The sequence below is a fragment of the Mycoplana rhizolycopersici genome, from assembly GCF_013378445.1.
Classification (GTDB): Bacteria; Pseudomonadota; Alphaproteobacteria; order Rhizobiales; family Rhizobiaceae; genus Mycoplana; species Mycoplana rhizolycopersici.
Genome location: NZ_JABXYK010000007.1, coordinates 232,834 through 248,143, shown reverse-complemented (window position 1 = coordinate 248,143; position 15,310 = coordinate 232,834). Strand labels below are relative to the sequence as shown.

The window sequence follows — 15,310 nt, the reverse complement described above, 5'->3', positions numbered from 1 at the left end:
CCTGCCCGTGACAGAAGGTAGCGTCGGACCATGACGACGATCCTCTTCGAGAACCCGATCTTCCTCGAGCACAAGACCCCCGAAGGCCACCCCGAGCGGCCGGACAGGCTGCGGGCGCTGAACCTTGCGCTCGAGCACGAGCGGTTTCAGCCGCTCATCCGGCGCGAGGCCGAAAAGGCGAACGAGGATTTCGTTCTCCTTGCCCATCCCGAAAGCCATCTGCGCAGCGTGATGGCCGAGATACCCGAGGAAGGCATCAACCAGTTCGAGGCCGACACCTATGCCAGTCCCGCCAGCCTGCAGGCGGCGCTGACCGGCGTCGGCGGCGCGATCGCTGCCGTGGACGCCGTCTTTGCCGGCGAGGCTGACAACGTCTTCGTCGCCTCGCGCCCGCCGGGTCATCATGCCGAGAAGCTGAAGGCCATGGGCTTCTGCTTCTTCAACAACGCGGCGATCGCCGCCCGGCACGCGCAGCGGGCGCACGGCGTCGAACGTGTCGCGATCGTCGACTGGGACGTCCATCACGGCAACGGCACCCAGGACATCTTCTTCGACGACCCGTCCGTGCTGTTCTGCTCGACGCACCAGATGCCGCTCTATCCCGGCACCGGCGCGAAGGACGAGACCGGCGCCGGCAACATCGTCAACGCGCCGCTGTCGCCGGAAACCGGAAGCGATCATTTTCGCGAAGCCTTCAAGAGCCGGGTGCTGCCGCGGGTGAAAGACTTCCGTCCGGACCTGATCATCATCTCGGCCGGCTTCGATGCCCACCACCGCGACCCCCTCGCCCAGCTTCACCTCGTCGCCGATGATTTCGACTGGGCCACGGCAAAGCTGATGGAGTTGGCGGAGCGCACCGCGTCGAACCGGGTGGTCAGTCTGCTGGAAGGCGGCTACGACCTGCAGGGGCTGGCCGAATCGGCCGCCACGCACATCCACCGGCTGATGAGAGGATAATCATGACCACGTCGACGACCGCCGCGGACGTTTCCGCCCTTTCCTTCGAACAGGCCGTTGAGGAACTGGAGAAGATCGTGGCCGCGCTGGAGCGTGGCGACGTCGCCCTCGACAAGTCGATCGAGATCTACGAGCGGGGCGAAGCGCTGAAGAAGCACTGCGAGAAGCTGCTGGGCGCCGCCGAAAATCGAATCGAGAAGATCAGGCTGGACCGCGCGGGCACCCCGCAGGGCGTCGAGCCGCTCGACAACGGCTGACCGCCGACAGCCGCCGTTCAGCGAAAGGGTCACGCATTCGTGACCTTCCCGGCATTCGCCGGAAAGCCTCCCGCAACACTTGCGAGACCCGGCCTCAGGAGCCGGGTTTTCAGTGTCTTGGCGATCCCTGCCTCCGGGACACACAGAATTGTCAGGAAAGGCCTTGGGCTCGCCCAAGTTTGCAAAATGATATCTAGGGTGTTGATTTTTTCACCGGATCATATCAAGTAGCCCCCATATATGGAGCTACCTCAATAAATGGGGCTTTCATATATTCGCGCTGCTCCTCCCACGGCGCGACACAATGGCGATAGCAGGTGGCAAGCGGCTCATGGAACGACGAGCGGAAAAAGCGGACGGTACAGGATTTCTCCCACCCTTGTTCCGGCAACACACGCGCTCGAGCGTTCAGCCCACAAGCCCAGCCCCTCAGATTGCCCAAGTCAAAAAGCAAGGCCATAAGATGCTTAGTCATTCCCAAACTCCCGAATACCGACAGACCGTCACCGGCGGCAGCCGTGAAATCCTCGACCGCGTCGGCGACAAGTGGTCGCTCTCGGTCATCGGCGCGCTCCGCGCGGGGCCGCTGCGTTTCAACGAACTGAAAAAGCAGGTCACCGGCATCTCCCAGCGCATGCTGACCCTGACGCTGCGCTATCTGGAACGTGACGGGCTCGTCACGCGCACGATGTTTGCCACCATCCCGCCGCGCGTCGACTATGCACTGACCCCGCTCGGTTTCAAATTGCTGAAGCCGGTGTGCGAGCTCGTCGAATGGGTGCAGGAAAACAGTGCCGAGATCGAGGCGGCGCAGAGGTCGTTCGACGAGCAGACGGTCCCCGTCCCGCTGACCTGAACAGTCCGTTCACAGCAGCTGGCCGGCAAATTCCTTGCAAGCCTGCACGGCCTCCTGTTCACTGCCTAAAACTGATGACAGGAGGCGAGACATGAGCTTTTTCCCCGGACCGGACCCCGTTGCAGGCGATTCTGCCGCCTGCAGCGCGCTCGAAAACCTCATCATTCCGCGCACCAGTGACCTCGGCGGCTTCGAGGTCCGGCGCGCGCTGCCCACCGCCAAGCGCCGCCTTGTCGGCCCGTTCATCTTTTTCGACCGCATGGGGCCGGCACTGTTTCGCGCCGGTGACGCGATCGACGTGCGCCCGCACCCGCATATCGGCCTTTCAACCGTCACCTACCTCTTCGACGGCGAGATCAAGCATCGCGACAGCCTGGGAACGGAAATGGTGATCCGTCCCGGCGACCTCAACCTGATGACGGCCGGGCGCGGCATCGTCCACTCCGAACGTTCGCCCGAGAACGTGCGCGGGCATCCGCACGGCCTTTCCGGCCTGCAGACCTGGCTCGCCCTGCCCGACGGTCAGGAGGAGGTCGACCCCGCCTTCATCCATGCGACGCGGGACAAGCTTCCCGTCTTCGAAGCAAACGGCATCAGCGGCCGCGTGATCATAGGCCACTACGAGGGCCACCGCTCGCCGGTCAAGGTGCCGACCGACACGCTCTACACCGACCTGACGCTGAGCCCCGGCGCGAGCGCTCCGCTTGCTGCCGACTGGGAAGAGCGCGCTGTCTACGTTCTATCCGGCGAACTCGACGTTGCCGGCGATCTCTTCGGCCCCGACCGGCTGCTGGTCTTCCGTCCCGGGGACGCGATAACGCTCAAGGCCGGCGCCGAAGGCTGTCACGTCGCCCTGTTCGGCGGGGCCGCACTGGGCTCGAAGCGCTATATCTGGTGGAACTTCGTGTCGTCGTCGAAGGAACGGATCGAACAGGCGAAGGAAGAGTGGCGCACGGGCCGCTTCGACATCGTTCCCGGCGACGAGGAGGAATTCATTCCGCTGCCGGAAAACTGAGCCTGGGACAAGTCAGGGGATGGTTCTTTGCCCCGACAATGCCTACTTGTCACGTCAGGAAGCACCGAATGCGACGCTTGCCACGTTTCCTTGACCAGAATGGCGAACTATTCCGGCGTAAAGGTTGCAAACAGCGCCGCATTCGGCAATGACAGAAAATGAGAGGATTTCGGCTGCGCCCGAATGAGGCCCAGCCGCCTATCCGCAAACAGCGCATCAAGAGTGAGACAATTGCCAGCCACACCCCTGCTCGACCAGGTCAACATCCCGGCGGATCTGAAGAAGGTGGACGACAGCGACCTGCCGCAGCTCGCAGCCGAGCTCCGCAGCGAGATGGTCGACGCCGTCTCGGTGACCGGCGGCCACCTGGGTGCCGGTCTCGGCGTCGTGGAACTGACGATTGCCATTCACAAGGTCTTCAATACGCCGCATGATCGCCTGATCTTCGACGTCGGGCATCAATGCTACCCGCACAAGATCCTGACCGGGCGGCGCGACCGCATCCGCACGCTCAGGCAGGAAGATGGCCTGTCCGGCTTCACGCGGCGCGCCGAAAGCGAATACGATCCCTTCGGCGCCGCCCATTCCTCGACCTCGATCTCCGCCGGCCTCGGCATGGCGGTCGCCTCCGAGCTTTCGGGTACGCAGCGCAACGTGATCGCGGTGATCGGCGATGGGGCGATGTCGGCCGGCATGGCCTACGAGGCGCTGAACAATGCAGGAGCGCTCGACGCGCGCCTGATCGTGATCCTCAACGACAACGACATGTCGATCGCCCCGCCGACGGGCGCGATGAGCGCCTATCTGGCCCGGCTCGCCTCGGGCCGCACCTACATGGGCTTCCGCGAACTCGGCAAGAAGATGACGGCCTATCTCGGCAAGACGGTCGACCGGGCGATCACCCGCGCCGTCGAGCATGCGCGTGGCTACGTCACCGGCGGCACGCTGTTCGAGGAAATGGGCTTCTACCATATCGGCCCGATCGACGGCCATTCGTTCGACCACCTGCTGCCAGTTCTGCGCAACGTGCGCGAGAACGCCAAGGGCCCCGTCCTGATCCACGTGGTCACGCAGAAGGGCAAGGGCTATCCGCCGGCAGAAGCCGCCGCCGACAAGTATCACGGCGTCAACAAATTCGACGTCATCACCGGCGCCCAGGCGAAGGTGAAGCCGAACGCGCCCTCCTATACCGCCGTCTTTGCCGACGCGCTGATCGAGGAAGCCGCCCACGACGACAAGATAATCGGCATTACCGCCGCGATGCCGAACGGCACCGGCCTCGACAAGTTCGGCGGGATCTATCCGAGCCGTCTGTTCGACGTCGGCATTGCCGAGCAGCACGCCGTGACGTTTGCCGCAGGCCTTGCCGCCGAAGGCTACAAGCCGTTTGCCGCGCTCTACTCGACATTCCTGCAACGCGCCTACGACCAGGTGGTGCACGACGTCGCCATCCAGGGCCTGCCGGTGCGCTTTCCGATCGACCGGGCGGGTTTCGTGGGCGCGGACGGGCCAACCCATGCCGGCGCGTTCGACACGACCTATCTCGCCTCACTGCCCGGCTTCGTCGTCATGGCGGCCGCCGACGAGGCTGAGTTGAAGCACATGGTGCGGACCGCCGCAGCCTATGACGAAGGCCCGATCTCGTTCCGCTTTCCGCGCGGCGAAGGCGTCGGCGTCGACCTGCCGGTACGCGGCGAAGTCCTTGCGATCGGCAAGGGACGCGTGGTCAAGCAGGGCTCGAAGGTGGCACTCCTCTCGTTCGGCACGCGACTTTCGGAATGTCTGCTTGCCGCCGAGGATCTCGATGCGGCCGGACTTTCGACCACAGTGGCCGATGCCCGCTTCGCAAAGCCGCTCGACCATGACCTGATCCGCCAGCTTGCCCGCCACCATGAGGTGCTGATCACGATCGAAGAGGGCGCCGTCGGCGGCTTCGCCAGCCATGTCCTGCAGTTCCTCGCCCATGAGGGCCTGCTGGAAACCGGGCTCAAGGTGCGGCCGCTGATCCTGCCTGACGTCTGGATGGAGCAGGCCAAGCCCGAGGCGATGTATGCCAAGTCGGGCCTCGACCGCGCCGGCATCATTTCCGCCGTCTTCAAGGCGCTCGGCCAGAAGGATCTCGGCGTCGGCGCAGCCGGCTGATCCGGACTTCCAAGCCTGCGGGAAAGGTCGTCCGCCACCAATAGGTGGATTTCAGCGACCACGAGGACTTCGCACAGCAGCGCGATCGCGCCCTTGGCGCATGTGTTCGAACGCCGCGCGCCGTCACCAGCGCGCGGCGCCAGGATCAGGCAGCGCGCCTCTGGGCGGGGCGGGCTTCTGGGGCATCGTCGCGCGAGTTGCCGAGCTTGAACTGCGTCAACAGGGCGTTCAGCGCGGCGGCTTCCTGCGCCAGGCTGTGGCTTGCAGCGGTCTGCTGCTCCACCATCGCGGCGTTCTGCTGCGTGCCCTGGTCCATGGTATTCACGGCGGTGTTGATCTCGTGCAGGCCGGTTGCCTGCTCGCGCGTGGCGACGACGATGGCCGCGACGTGACGATTGATTTCCTGCACCTCGCCGACGATCGCCTCCAGCGCCCTGCCGGTCTCCTCGACCAGTTCAACGCCGGAATGGACCTGCTGACCGGACGTGGTGATCAGCGCCTTGATCTCCTTTGCGGCGTTGCCGGAGCGTTGCGCGAGTTCGCGCACCTCCTGGGCGACGACGGCAAAGCCCTTGCCGGCCTCGCCCGCCCGTGCGGCTTCCACTCCGGCATTGAGCGCCAGCAGGTTCGTCTGGAAAGCGATGTCCTCGATGACGCCGATGATGTTGGAGATCTCTCCGGACGAGCGCTCGATCGCGTGCATCGCGGAAACCGCGTTGCGGACGATCTCGCCGGAGCGCTCAGCGCCTTTGCGGGTATGCTCGACGAGGCGGCCTGCCTCTTCCGCGCCCTTGGCGGAATCGCGGACGGTCGAGGTCACTTCCTCGAGCGCTGCGGCGGTCTCCTCTACGGAAGCAGCCTGCTGTTCGGTGCGCCGCGCCAGGTCATCGGCCGCCGAAAGGATCTCGGAAGCGCCGGCATGGATCGCCGCCGCATTGCTGCCGACCGAGCGAAGCGCGCCGCGCAACTTGTCGAGCGAGGTGTTGAAATCCAGCCGCAGGCGGTCGAGATGCGCGGCGAACGGGGTGTGGATACGATAGCCGACATCGCCATCGGCAAGGCCGGCAAGCCCGGCGGCGAGCGCTTCGACGGCGGTACCGAGTTCGGCTGCTTCCTGCTTCTTCTGCGCGTCGGCATCGAGGCGCTGGCGCTCGGCATCGCCGCGCATGCGCTCGGTTTCACCGGCAAGCCGCAGTTTCTCCACCGCAGCCTGCTTGAAGATGAGAACCGCATTGGCCATGCGCCCCACTTCGTCCTTCCGGTCGAGCGCGGGCACTGCGACATCGTTGTCTCCGCCCGCAAGCTTGTCCATCGCCGCCGTCATGCCGACGATCGGCCGGACAATCGCCCGCGACAGCAGCCAGGCGAGCAGCACGGCAATCGCGATCGCGGCGAGCATGCCGACGATGAGCGTGAGCGACAGATCGGCGTTGGCCCGGGCCTGATTTTCGACCTGCTGCCTGGACCATGCGCCCGCCTGCTCCTTGATGGTGGCGGCGGCGGCGCGGAAGACGTCAAGCTGCCCCTTCGACGTGTTGCGTCCGATTTCGATGATCTCTGCGATCGGCGCCTCGGTGGTCTTGCGGGCCTCGAGCTGCGGCAGGGCCAGCTGCGTGTGGAAGACGTCGGCGGCGGCCTGCATCGCTTCGATCGACTTCAGCATTTCCGGCTGGTCGGTGGCGAGCTGCTTTGCATCCTCGATGTTCTTCAGCATCTTTTCGCGGTTGGCGAAGACATCGCCGTAGGTGCTGTCGCTGCGGAAGAGCAGGAAGCCGCGCTGGTTGACCGCCTGCTCCAGCATCGCCTGCAAGGCGGCATCGATGACGTTTACGAGCCGTTCGGCGCGCAGCTGGCTTTCGGAGGCAAGCTGCGACGTGCGCGCCTTGGCATAGACTATGCCGGATACGGCGAGAAAGACGAGGATCAACCCCGCGAACGTGACGCTGAGCTTTGCGCTCAGCGAAGTGCTCCTGGACAACATTGCAAACTCCTGCGGGCCGGTCGCGCGGGCACATGGGAGGATGCGGCTGCGAGCGGCGTCATTATGCGGGGACATGATCGGGAGGTGTGGCGTAGGCGCATGTCATTGCGCACGGAAGACATCGCCAGCCTCGAAAATCGCTGCATTTGTAAGAATTTTACATAAAGACTTTATGAATTATCGACTCCCGCAAATGCGTTGCCGCGAGCGCCGCACCATGGGTTTCCGCGGAAAGCGCCTTGCCATGGACGCGGCGACGCGCCATGAGAGGCCATGTCAGACCAGAGCCCATCGTCACAGCGCCTCGACCAGTTGCTGGTCACGCGCGGCCTTTTCGAAAGCCGCTCGCGTGCACGCGACGCGATCGCGCGCGGCACGGTGACGGTGGATGGGCGGACGGTGACCAAGGCCGGAACGGTGGTGGGCGCCGGCGCGGAGATCGGGCTCGACGACCCCGCGCGCGCCTACGTCTCGCGCGCGGCACTGAAACTCGTCGCAGCTCTCGATCATTTCGGCTTGGATCCCGCCGGAAAAGCCTGCCTGGACATCGGCGCCTCGACCGGGGGCTTCACGCAGGTCCTGCTTTCGCGCGGCGCTTCCCACGTCGTCGCCGTCGATGTCGGCCACGGCCAGTTGCATCCGAGGCTGGCCGACGATCCGCGCGTCACCAGTCTCGAAGGCCTCAATGCCCGCAGCCTGAGCGCCGACGATCTTGGCGGACGCACGATCGATGGCGTCGTCTCCGACGTCTCCTTCATCTCGCTGAAGCTGGCCTTGCCGCCGGCGCTGACGCTGGCCCGCCCCGGCGCCTTCTGCGTGCTTCTGGTCAAGCCGCAGTTCGAGGCCGGACGCGATGCGATCGGCAAGGGCGGGCTTCTCCGGGACGCCTCGTCAGGACCGGGCATCGCGGCCGAATTGGAGCGCTGGCTGAGCGAAGACATGGGCTGGGAAAGCCTCGGCATCATCCCTTCGCCCATTGCCGGCGGCGACGGCAACCAGGAATTTCTTCTCGCAGGATTGAAAACATGAGCACGGAAACGGTGACGATCGGCAGGCTTGGCAGCGGCGGGGATGGCATCGCCGCCGGGCCGGACGGCCCCATCTACGTGCCCTTCACGCTGCCCGGCGAGACGGTGGCGATCGCCCGGGTGAAAAACCACGGAACGGTGATCTCCACCTCGGTCGCCTCGGCGGACAGAATAGCGCCCGCCTGCCACCATTTCGGGCCGGAGGGCAAGAACGGCACCTGCGGCGGCTGCTCGCTCCAGCATGCCTCAGACACGCTCTACCACGCCTTCAAGCGCAGCATCGTCGCAGATGCGCTGAAGGCGAAGGGCCTGTCTGCAACCGTGGCCCCCCTCATCCCCTGCGCGCCCGGCCAGCGGCGGCGCGTGGTATTCACCGCGCGCAAGACCGAGAAGGGCATGCTCCTCGGTTTCAACCAGGCCGGCAGCCATCACATCGTCGACATCGACCAATGTCCCGTCGCAAGCCCCGGCATCGTCTCGCGGCTGGATGTGCTGCGTATGCTGGCCGCCGCCATCGCGACGGACAGCCAGGGGTTTCGGCTGACCGTTCTGGAGACGCTGTCCGGGCTGGACATCGCCTTCGAGGGCGTTCGCAAGGTGGGAGACAAGCAGCGGCGCGCGGTGACGGAACGCGTGCTGGCGCTGCGCGGCATCGCCCGCGTCTCCAGCGACGCAGAAGTGCTGATCGAGCCGCAGAGGCCGCAGCTCGATTTCGGCGGCGTGCTCGTGGGCCCGCCCCCCGGCGGGTTTACCCAGGCGACGAAGGAAGCCGAGGATGCCATGGCAGCCCTCGTGCTCGCACATGTCGGCAAGGCCAAGCGCGTGGCCGACCTCTTTTCCGGCTCCGGCACCTTCGCGCTCCGGATGGCGCGCACCGCGCGCGTCCACGCCGTCGAAGGCGACGACAGGGCGCTGACGGCGCTCGACCATGCGGCGCGTCATGCACAGGGACTGAAACCCGTCACGGTGGAAAAGCGCGACCTGTTTCGCCGGCCGCTGATGACCTCGGAACTGAAGGCTTTCGATGCGGTCGTGTTCGATCCGCCGCGGGCCGGCGCCGAGGATCAGTGTCGCGAACTGGCCCGCTCGGGCGTGAAGAAGATCGCCGCCGTCTCCTGCAATCCGGTGACGCTCGCCCGCGATCTCGCAATCCTCGTTGCCGGCGGCTACCGGATCACGGCCGTCACGCCGGTCGACCAGTTTCTCTGGTCGCCCCATGTCGAGGCGGTGGCGACGCTGGAGAAATGACCCGCCGCAGACAGCGCGCTATTTCTTCGCCATGAAGGCCTCGAAAGCGGCGCGGGCCTCGGCGCTGCGCAGGCGCACGGCAAAATGGTGCGCCTCCTCGTCGATGCGCCCGGCGATATCCTCGCGGTTGCCGCGCAGCAGCTCGCGCGACGTGCGCAATGCCTCCGGCGGCTTGCTTGCCAGCCGGCTCGCAAGTTCCATCGCGTCGGCCTCGACCGCCTCGCTCACCTTCCAGATCAGGCCGGCTTCCCTTGCCTGTTCGGCGGAGAAGCCCTCGCCCGCAACGAGCAGGGCAAAGGCGCGCTGATGCCCCATCAGCCGCGGCGCGATCAGGCTGGAAGCTGCTTCCGGAACCAGAGCCAGATCGACGAACGGCGCCTTGAAGATCGAGGCAGGCGAAACAACCGTCATGTCGCAATGCATGTGGATGGTCGTGCCGATGCCGATCGCAATCCCGTCGACCCCGGAAACAAGCGGCTTGTTGTGCGCCGTCAGCGCATGCAGGAAGTCCACCACCTCCCGCCCCATCGTTCCCCCCATGGCGAAGGCGAGGAAGTCGGCCATGTCGTTGCCGGCGGAGAAGCAGCCCTCGCTGCCGAGCAGAAGCGTGGCACGCACGGCCGGATCGACATCGCCGGCGCGCAGGGCATCCGTCATCGTCCGGTACATGTCGCGCGTGATGGCGTTCTTCTTCTCCGGCCTGTTCAGCCGGATCACCTGCACGCCGGGCGCGGCTTGCGGACGTTCGACGAGGATATGCTCGCTCATTTTGTTCCTTTCCTCCCAGGGCAGCATGCATGCCCGTCCGTTTGTTCCGGTTCGTCGGCGGCAGCCCTCGCTCCGCCGCGGGTCACATCCGTCCGTGCAAACGGGGCGCTATTCGAGCAGCGTTTGCGCCGCCAACAGGCTCGCGGCGCCGCTTACGACACGGTCCTTGAGGGCGGCGGTTTCAGCGATGATGTTCTCGGCTGCGAAACGGCAGAGCGCGATCCGCTCGCGCCCGCGGCCGTCGCCTGCTTCCGCCAGCGCCCCCCTGGCGAGGTAGGCGCCGGTCAGCGCAAGGCCGAAGAGCCGCTGATAGGGCGTGGCGCCGGCGAGCGCATCCGCCTGCCGGCCTTCCGCAAGCGCTCTTTCGAGCCAGTCCGTTGCGGCCTGCAGGTCGTCCAGCGTGGCGGCCAGACGCGCCGCGGTCTCGCCAAAGGCCGTGTCGTTCGAGGCGCCGACCGAACCGGCGATCCCGCGCAATTCGGCGATGAGACCGGCAATCTGATCGCCACCTGACAGCGGCAGCTTTCGCGTGACCAGGTCGATCGCCTGGATGCCGTTGGTGCCCTCGTAGATCGGGGCGATGCGCGCGTCGCGGTAAAGGCGCGCCGCCCCCGTCTCCTCGATGAAGCCCATGCCGCCATGGACTTGCACGCCGAGGGAGGCGACATCCACGCCGACGTCGGTGGCGAAGCTCTTGGCGACCGGAGTCAGCAGGCTGGCACGCTCCGCCCAATGGCGGGCCTCCTCGCCCTCAGTCGCATGCGACATGTCCACGGCATGGGCGCAGGCATAGGTGATGGCGCGTGCGCCTTGGGTGAGCGCCTTCATGGTCAGCAGCATGCGGGCGACGTCGGGATGCTCGACGATCGGGCTCATGCCCGATCCCTGCCAGCCCGGTGCCCTGCCCTGCGTGCGTTGCCTTGCATAGGCAAGCGCCTTCTGCGTCGCGGCTTCGGCGATTGCCACACCCTGCATGCCGACGGCCAGGCGGGCATTGTTCATCATGGTGAACATGCAGGCGAGCCCCTTGTTCTCCTCGCCGATCAGCCAGCCGACCGCGCCCGGCTCCTTGCCGAACCTGCCGTCGCCATAGATCATCGTGCAGGTGGGAGAGCCGTGAATGCCGAGCTTGTGCTCCAGCGAGTGACAGAAGACGTCGTTGCGGGCACCGGGCAATCCGTCTGCCTCGACGAGGAATTTCGGAACCAGGAACAGCGAGATGCCGCGCGTGCCGGGCGGTGCATCCGGCAGGCGCGCCAGGACGAGGTGGACGATGTTGTCGGTGAAATCGTGCTCGCCGTAGGTGATGAAGATCTTCTGGCCGAAGATGCGGTAGGTGCCGTCGTCGCGGCGTTCCGCGCGCGTCTTCATGACACCCAGATCGGAGCCGGCATGCGGCTCGGTGAGGTTCATCGAGCCCATCCATTCGCCGGACACCATCTTCGGCAGGTAGACGTCCTTCAGGTGAGCGGAGCCGTGGGCGCTCAGCGCCTCGACCGCGCCGATCGTCAACGTCGGGCCGATCGCAAAGGCCATGGAACCGCTGTTCCACATCTCCATGGTCGCGACATGCAGCATGTGCGGCAGCCCCTGCCCGCCGAACTTCGGCGCTGCGGTCAGCGAATTCCAGCCGCCTTCCGCCCAGGCGCGGTAGAGCGCCGGCCAGCCCGGCGGCGTCGTCACCGCGGCATCCTTCAGCGTTGCGCCCTGCCGGTCACCGATCTCGGCCAGCGGCGCGATCTCGTCGCTCGCAAAACGGCCGGCTTCGCTCAGGATCGCATCGACGAGGTCGTCAGAGAGGTCGCCGAATCGGCCCTCCGCCAAACCGGCACCAAGACCCGCCACATGGCGAAGCGTGAAAGCGATCTCCTCGACCGGAGCCTTGTACATGTGTTCCTCCTCGATCCCTGCCATGCAGCCGCGCCGATCAGGATGGGCGATGGCGCGTGCCGATGCAACGCGCTGCGAACTTATTTATTTTTACGTAAACGTCAATCATCAAGCTAGGCTTTCACGGCAATGCGCCCCGCCCGACGACAAAGCGCCTCGACCGTTGCGGGTCGAGGCGCCTCTCTAGAGTCAAACCTCAATCAGGACGGGATGCCGGCTCAGTACGGCGAGATGCACTGGCGGCGCGGACCGCTATAGGGCTGGTAGGTGTTGTCGTATGCGCGATAGGAGCGATAGCGATTGTAGCACCACTGGGTATGCGCATTGCCGGAATAGACAGGAGCAGGCGTTGCAATGGCGCCGCCGATGATGGCACCGGTCGCAAAGGCGGCCAGCGGGAACCAGTAGCCGTCGTAGTAGCGGTAGCCGGGACGCGCATAGCGATAGCCGCGATGGCCGTTGTGGTAGCCGCGGCGGTAGCCACGGTCATAGTTGCGACGGACCTCGCGGTGATGCCGCCAGTCCCGCCGATCCCTGTCGTGCCGGCCTGAGTGATGCCGGTTGCGATCGTGCCGGCGCGATTCGTGGCGACGCCCGTCGCGGCAACGCGGTCCTTCGCAACGCACGAGATCGACATGCGAATTTCCCGCCTGTACGGGCTGGACGAGCATCTTCGGCATGGCAAAGCCTTGGGCGGGCACGAGCGGGCTGAACGTGAACAATGCTGACAGCGCGATGGCAATGGATCGGGTACCGAACATGGAGGGCGTTCTCCGGTGACTAAGAGCTAGAGTTGGGACGTTACCGGACAGAACGCGCCGAAAAAGAAAAAGTTTCGTGATCAGGGCGATAAATCGGCGCTGCGGAGAACATCCTTAACGTCTCGGTAACCATATCGAAACACCATTTCCCGATCGGGAGGTCGTCAGGCGGAGATCGAAGGCATGGGGACGGATGGAAAATGGCCGGCGCTGCTTTTGGGCGCACTTCTTGCGGTTGCCCCCATGGCGGTTGCCTCGGCGGCGGACGTCGAGCCCTGGCGCAACCCGGACCACGCCATCGTCATCGACGCCTACGAGATGAACGAGATCGACTGGCCGAAGATGCTGACCGACAAGCGCATCACGGGCTTCATCTCGAAAGCGTCCGACGGACTGCCGGAGAGCTTCGACTGCAAGGGGGAGCATGACGGCGACACCGTCGCCCACTGCAGGACGATGTGGCGCAAATATGCGGTCAGCCGCGAACTCTACGAGACACGGCGGCTGCTGGCCCGGGCGCACGGCCTGCTCTGGGGCACCTACCACCTCGCCCGGCCCGGCAATCCCGTCGACCAGGCGAACCACTTCCTCGACTACGCCAAACCGCAGGCGGACGAGATGATGGTGCTCGACATCGAGGGCATTGATCCTGACAAGTTCATGTCGCTGGAGGACGCGCAGGTCTTTGCCGGGCACATCCGGACGCGCACCGGTCGCTACCCCGTGCTCTACACGAACCACGCGACCGCCAAGCATATTGCGGCCAACCGGCACAGATACCGCATCCTGTCGCGCCTGCCGCTCTGGTACGCGCGCTACAAGCCCGGGATCCGCAACGTCTTTCCGCTCGGCAACTGGGAAAACTACGCGCTCTGGCAGTTTTCCGCGGCGGCGAATTGCAACAAGCGGCGCTGCCCCTACCGCGTCAAGGGCACGTTCAACGACATCGACGTCAACGTCGCGCCGATGGACCGCACGGCCCTGACCAAGATCTGGGCGCATGGCGATCTCGTGGCGGAAAAGCCGTTCCACAAAGAGAAATTGCCGCCGGACGAGATGACCACGGCATCGATCCCGCGCGCTGCGGCTGCCGATGAACCGAAGTCCTTGCGGTTCAAGGTAAATGCGATCGGAAGCGCCGGCCTTGCGGCGACTGCCGCAGCAAGCATGACAAGCGCAGAACGCAACGGTGAGGCAGGTTTTCTCATAACGGGCGGCATGGGTGTCGTGAAACCTGCCGCCATCAAGGCATCCGCCGGAAACTGAACGGTCGGCGAATGCCCTGCCTATATGCCGGCAAAGCCTGCTTCACGCCTCGATCTGGACGTCGCCAACCGGGCGGGAGCAGCAGGCGAGGATGTAGCCTTCGGCGATCTCGTCGTCGAGGATGCCGCCGTTGTGGTTCATCTCGACTTCGCCCGATACCTTCATCACGCGGCAGGTACCGCACAGGCCACCCTCGCAGGCAGCACCGATGCGCACGCCGGCGGACCGGGCGGTCTGGAGGATAGTCTGGCCGGGCGGGCAGGCAGCCTCCTTGCCCGCCATGGTGAAGGTGACGGTGGAGACGGCCGAGGCATCGACCTCGCCGGGGCCGGCGCGCACGGCAAGCTCTTCGGCTGCGGGTGCCGCCGCCGGCTGAAAACTCTCCTCGTGGTAGCGCGCCATGTCGAAGCCGCAGACCTTCAGCATGTCCTTCACGCCGCGCATGAACGGTTCCGGGCCGCAGCAGAAGACGGTGCGGTCGCGGAAGTCGGGCGCAAGCAGCGACAGTCGCGGTCCATCGATGCGGCCACGCAGCCCATGCCAGCCGTCACGCGGATTGCGACCCTCGACGACGAAGCCGAGCGAGAGGTTCGGCATCTGCGCCGACAGACATTCGAGCTCCGGCCGGAACAGGATGTCCTGCGGCGTGCGCGCGCAGGAGACGAAGGCGACATCGCTCTGCGGCGCACAATCGGCCATCCAGCGCGTCATCGACATCATCGGCGTGACGCCGGAGCCGGCCGAGATGAACAGGTACTTTTCGCCCGGATGCCGGACGAAGGAGAAGTCGCCGAGCGGCCCGAAGGCCTTCAGCTGCATGCCGGGCTTGAGATGGTCGAACATCCAGCGCGTGCCGATACTGTCCTTCTGCGCCTTGACGGTGACGGCGACCGAGAACGGCCGCGACGGCGTCGAAGACAGCGTGTAGGTGCGCATGACCGGATCGTCCGGCGTCACCGGCAGCTCCAGCGTGACGAACTGGCCCGGAAGGTAGCGGAACCAGTTCTCGCGGTCGGAGCGGAAGGTGAACGTCATCACGTCGGCCGTCTCGACCGTGACCGCGATGCACTCCAAAAGGTGCTGGCGATCGTTCCAGGGCTGGAGTTCGTCGAAATGCCGGAACTGGCTTGCGATCGTCATC

General features: G+C 65.5%; 13 protein-coding genes. 8 read left to right on the top strand and 5 right to left on the bottom strand.

The features are described 5' to 3' along the window. The first annotated feature begins 30 nt into the window (after positions 1 to 30). From HV823_RS13735 to dxs, 5 genes are all read left to right on the top strand, one after another. Entirely contained in the window at positions 31 to 957 is a 927-nt protein-coding gene (locus tag HV823_RS13735; protein WP_176950280.1) for a histone deacetylase family protein, read from the top strand. Between the two features lie 2 nt (positions 958 to 959). Continuing rightward, on the top strand, positions 960 to 1,214 hold the full coding sequence (locus tag HV823_RS13730; protein ID WP_176950279.1) for an exodeoxyribonuclease VII small subunit: 255 nt from the start codon (positions 960 to 962) through the stop codon (positions 1,212 to 1,214). Positions 1,215 to 1,677: 463 nt separating this feature from the next. Beyond that, positions 1,678 to 2,070, top strand: a complete 393-nt coding sequence (locus tag HV823_RS13725) for a winged helix-turn-helix transcriptional regulator (RefSeq protein ID WP_176950278.1) — start codon at positions 1,678 to 1,680, stop codon at positions 2,068 to 2,070. A gap of 91 nt (positions 2,071 to 2,161) precedes the next feature. Continuing rightward, positions 2,162 to 3,085, top strand: a complete 924-nt coding sequence (locus tag HV823_RS13720; protein WP_176950277.1) for a pirin family protein — start codon at positions 2,162 to 2,164, stop codon at positions 3,083 to 3,085. A gap of 183 nt (positions 3,086 to 3,268) precedes the next feature. Beyond that, positions 3,269 to 5,227 (top strand): 1-deoxy-D-xylulose-5-phosphate synthase, encoded by a 1,959-nt coding sequence (dxs, locus tag HV823_RS13715; protein ID WP_176950276.1) that lies wholly within the window; start codon positions 3,269 to 3,271, stop codon positions 5,225 to 5,227. A 145-nt stretch (positions 5,228 to 5,372) separates the two neighbouring features. Here dxs and HV823_RS13710 read toward each other — a convergent pair whose 3' ends face one another. Beyond that, positions 5,373 to 7,208: a methyl-accepting chemotaxis protein gene (locus HV823_RS13710; protein ID WP_176950275.1), complete on the bottom strand. Its 1,836-nt coding sequence runs from the start codon at positions 7,206 to 7,208 to the stop codon at positions 5,373 to 5,375. A gap of 273 nt (positions 7,209 to 7,481) precedes the next feature. Between HV823_RS13710 and HV823_RS13705 the strand changes: the two genes are divergently transcribed. Further along, complete coding sequence (locus tag HV823_RS13705) at positions 7,482 to 8,237, top strand: TlyA family RNA methyltransferase (RefSeq protein ID WP_176950274.1); 756 nt, start codon at positions 7,482 to 7,484, stop codon at positions 8,235 to 8,237. Next, complete coding sequence (locus HV823_RS13700; protein ID WP_176950273.1) at positions 8,234 to 9,484, top strand: class I SAM-dependent RNA methyltransferase; 1,251 nt, start codon at positions 8,234 to 8,236, stop codon at positions 9,482 to 9,484. Before HV823_RS13705 ends, HV823_RS13700 begins: the two co-directional genes overlap by 4 nt. An 18-nt stretch (positions 9,485 to 9,502) precedes the next feature. On the opposite strand, the gene HV823_RS13695 is transcribed toward HV823_RS13700, so the two are convergent. The 3 genes from HV823_RS13695 to HV823_RS13685 form a co-directional block, all read right to left on the bottom strand. Beyond that, positions 9,503 to 10,252 carry a crotonase/enoyl-CoA hydratase family protein gene (locus tag HV823_RS13695; protein WP_176950272.1) on the bottom strand — a complete coding sequence of 250 codons (750 nt, stop codon included), beginning with the start codon at positions 10,250 to 10,252 and terminating at the stop codon, positions 9,503 to 9,505. A gap of 108 nt (positions 10,253 to 10,360) precedes the next feature. After that, entirely contained in the window at positions 10,361 to 12,142 is a 1,782-nt protein-coding gene (locus tag HV823_RS13690; protein WP_176950271.1) for an acyl-CoA dehydrogenase, read from the bottom strand. A 218-nt stretch (positions 12,143 to 12,360) separates the two neighbouring features. Then, positions 12,361 to 12,903 carry a BA14K family protein gene (locus HV823_RS13685; protein WP_246301344.1) on the bottom strand — a complete coding sequence of 181 codons (543 nt, stop codon included), beginning with the start codon at positions 12,901 to 12,903 and terminating at the stop codon, positions 12,361 to 12,363. 243 nt (positions 12,904 to 13,146) lie between these two features. Between HV823_RS13685 and HV823_RS13680 the strand changes: the two genes are divergently transcribed. Then, complete coding sequence (locus tag HV823_RS13680; protein ID WP_246301384.1) at positions 13,147 to 14,169, top strand: glycoside hydrolase family 25 protein; 1,023 nt, start codon at positions 13,147 to 13,149, stop codon at positions 14,167 to 14,169. A 42-nt stretch (positions 14,170 to 14,211) separates the two neighbouring features. On the opposite strand, the gene HV823_RS13675 is transcribed toward HV823_RS13680, so the two are convergent. Next, positions 14,212 to 15,309: an FAD-binding oxidoreductase gene (locus HV823_RS13675; RefSeq protein ID WP_176950269.1), complete on the bottom strand. Its 1,098-nt coding sequence runs from the start codon at positions 15,307 to 15,309 to the stop codon at positions 14,212 to 14,214. Between the last annotated feature and the right edge of the window lies 1 nt (position 15,310).

Bases quoted from the DNA above. Each gene is read 5' to 3' on its own strand.
- HV823_RS13735 (WP_176950280.1), top strand. From the start codon at position 31: ATGACGACGATCCTCTTCGAGAACCCGATCTTCCTCGAGCACAAGACC.
- HV823_RS13730 (WP_176950279.1), top strand. From the start codon at position 960: ATGACCACGTCGACGACCGCCGCGGACGTTTCCGCCCTTTCCTTCGAA.
- HV823_RS13725 (WP_176950278.1), top strand. From the start codon at position 1,678: ATGCTTAGTCATTCCCAAACTCCCGAATACCGACAGACCGTCACCGGC.
- HV823_RS13720 (WP_176950277.1), top strand. From the start codon at position 2,162: ATGAGCTTTTTCCCCGGACCGGACCCCGTTGCAGGCGATTCTGCCGCC.
- dxs (WP_176950276.1), top strand. From the start codon at position 3,269: ATGAGGCCCAGCCGCCTATCCGCAAACAGCGCATCAAGAGTGAGACAA.
- HV823_RS13710 (WP_176950275.1), bottom strand. From the start codon at position 7,208: ATGTTGTCCAGGAGCACTTCGCTGAGCGCAAAGCTCAGCGTCACGTTC.
- HV823_RS13705 (WP_176950274.1), top strand. From the start codon at position 7,482: ATGTCAGACCAGAGCCCATCGTCACAGCGCCTCGACCAGTTGCTGGTC.
- HV823_RS13700 (WP_176950273.1), top strand. From the start codon at position 8,234: ATGAGCACGGAAACGGTGACGATCGGCAGGCTTGGCAGCGGCGGGGAT.
- HV823_RS13695 (WP_176950272.1), bottom strand. From the start codon at position 10,252: ATGAGCGAGCATATCCTCGTCGAACGTCCGCAAGCCGCGCCCGGCGTG.
- HV823_RS13690 (WP_176950271.1), bottom strand. From the start codon at position 12,142: ATGTACAAGGCTCCGGTCGAGGAGATCGCTTTCACGCTTCGCCATGTG.
- HV823_RS13685 (WP_246301344.1), bottom strand. From the start codon at position 12,903: ATGTTCGGTACCCGATCCATTGCCATCGCGCTGTCAGCATTGTTCACG.
- HV823_RS13680 (WP_246301384.1), top strand. From the start codon at position 13,147: ATGGCGGTTGCCTCGGCGGCGGACGTCGAGCCCTGGCGCAACCCGGAC.
- HV823_RS13675 (WP_176950269.1), bottom strand. From the start codon at position 15,309: ATGACGATCGCAAGCCAGTTCCGGCATTTCGACGAACTCCAGCCCTGG.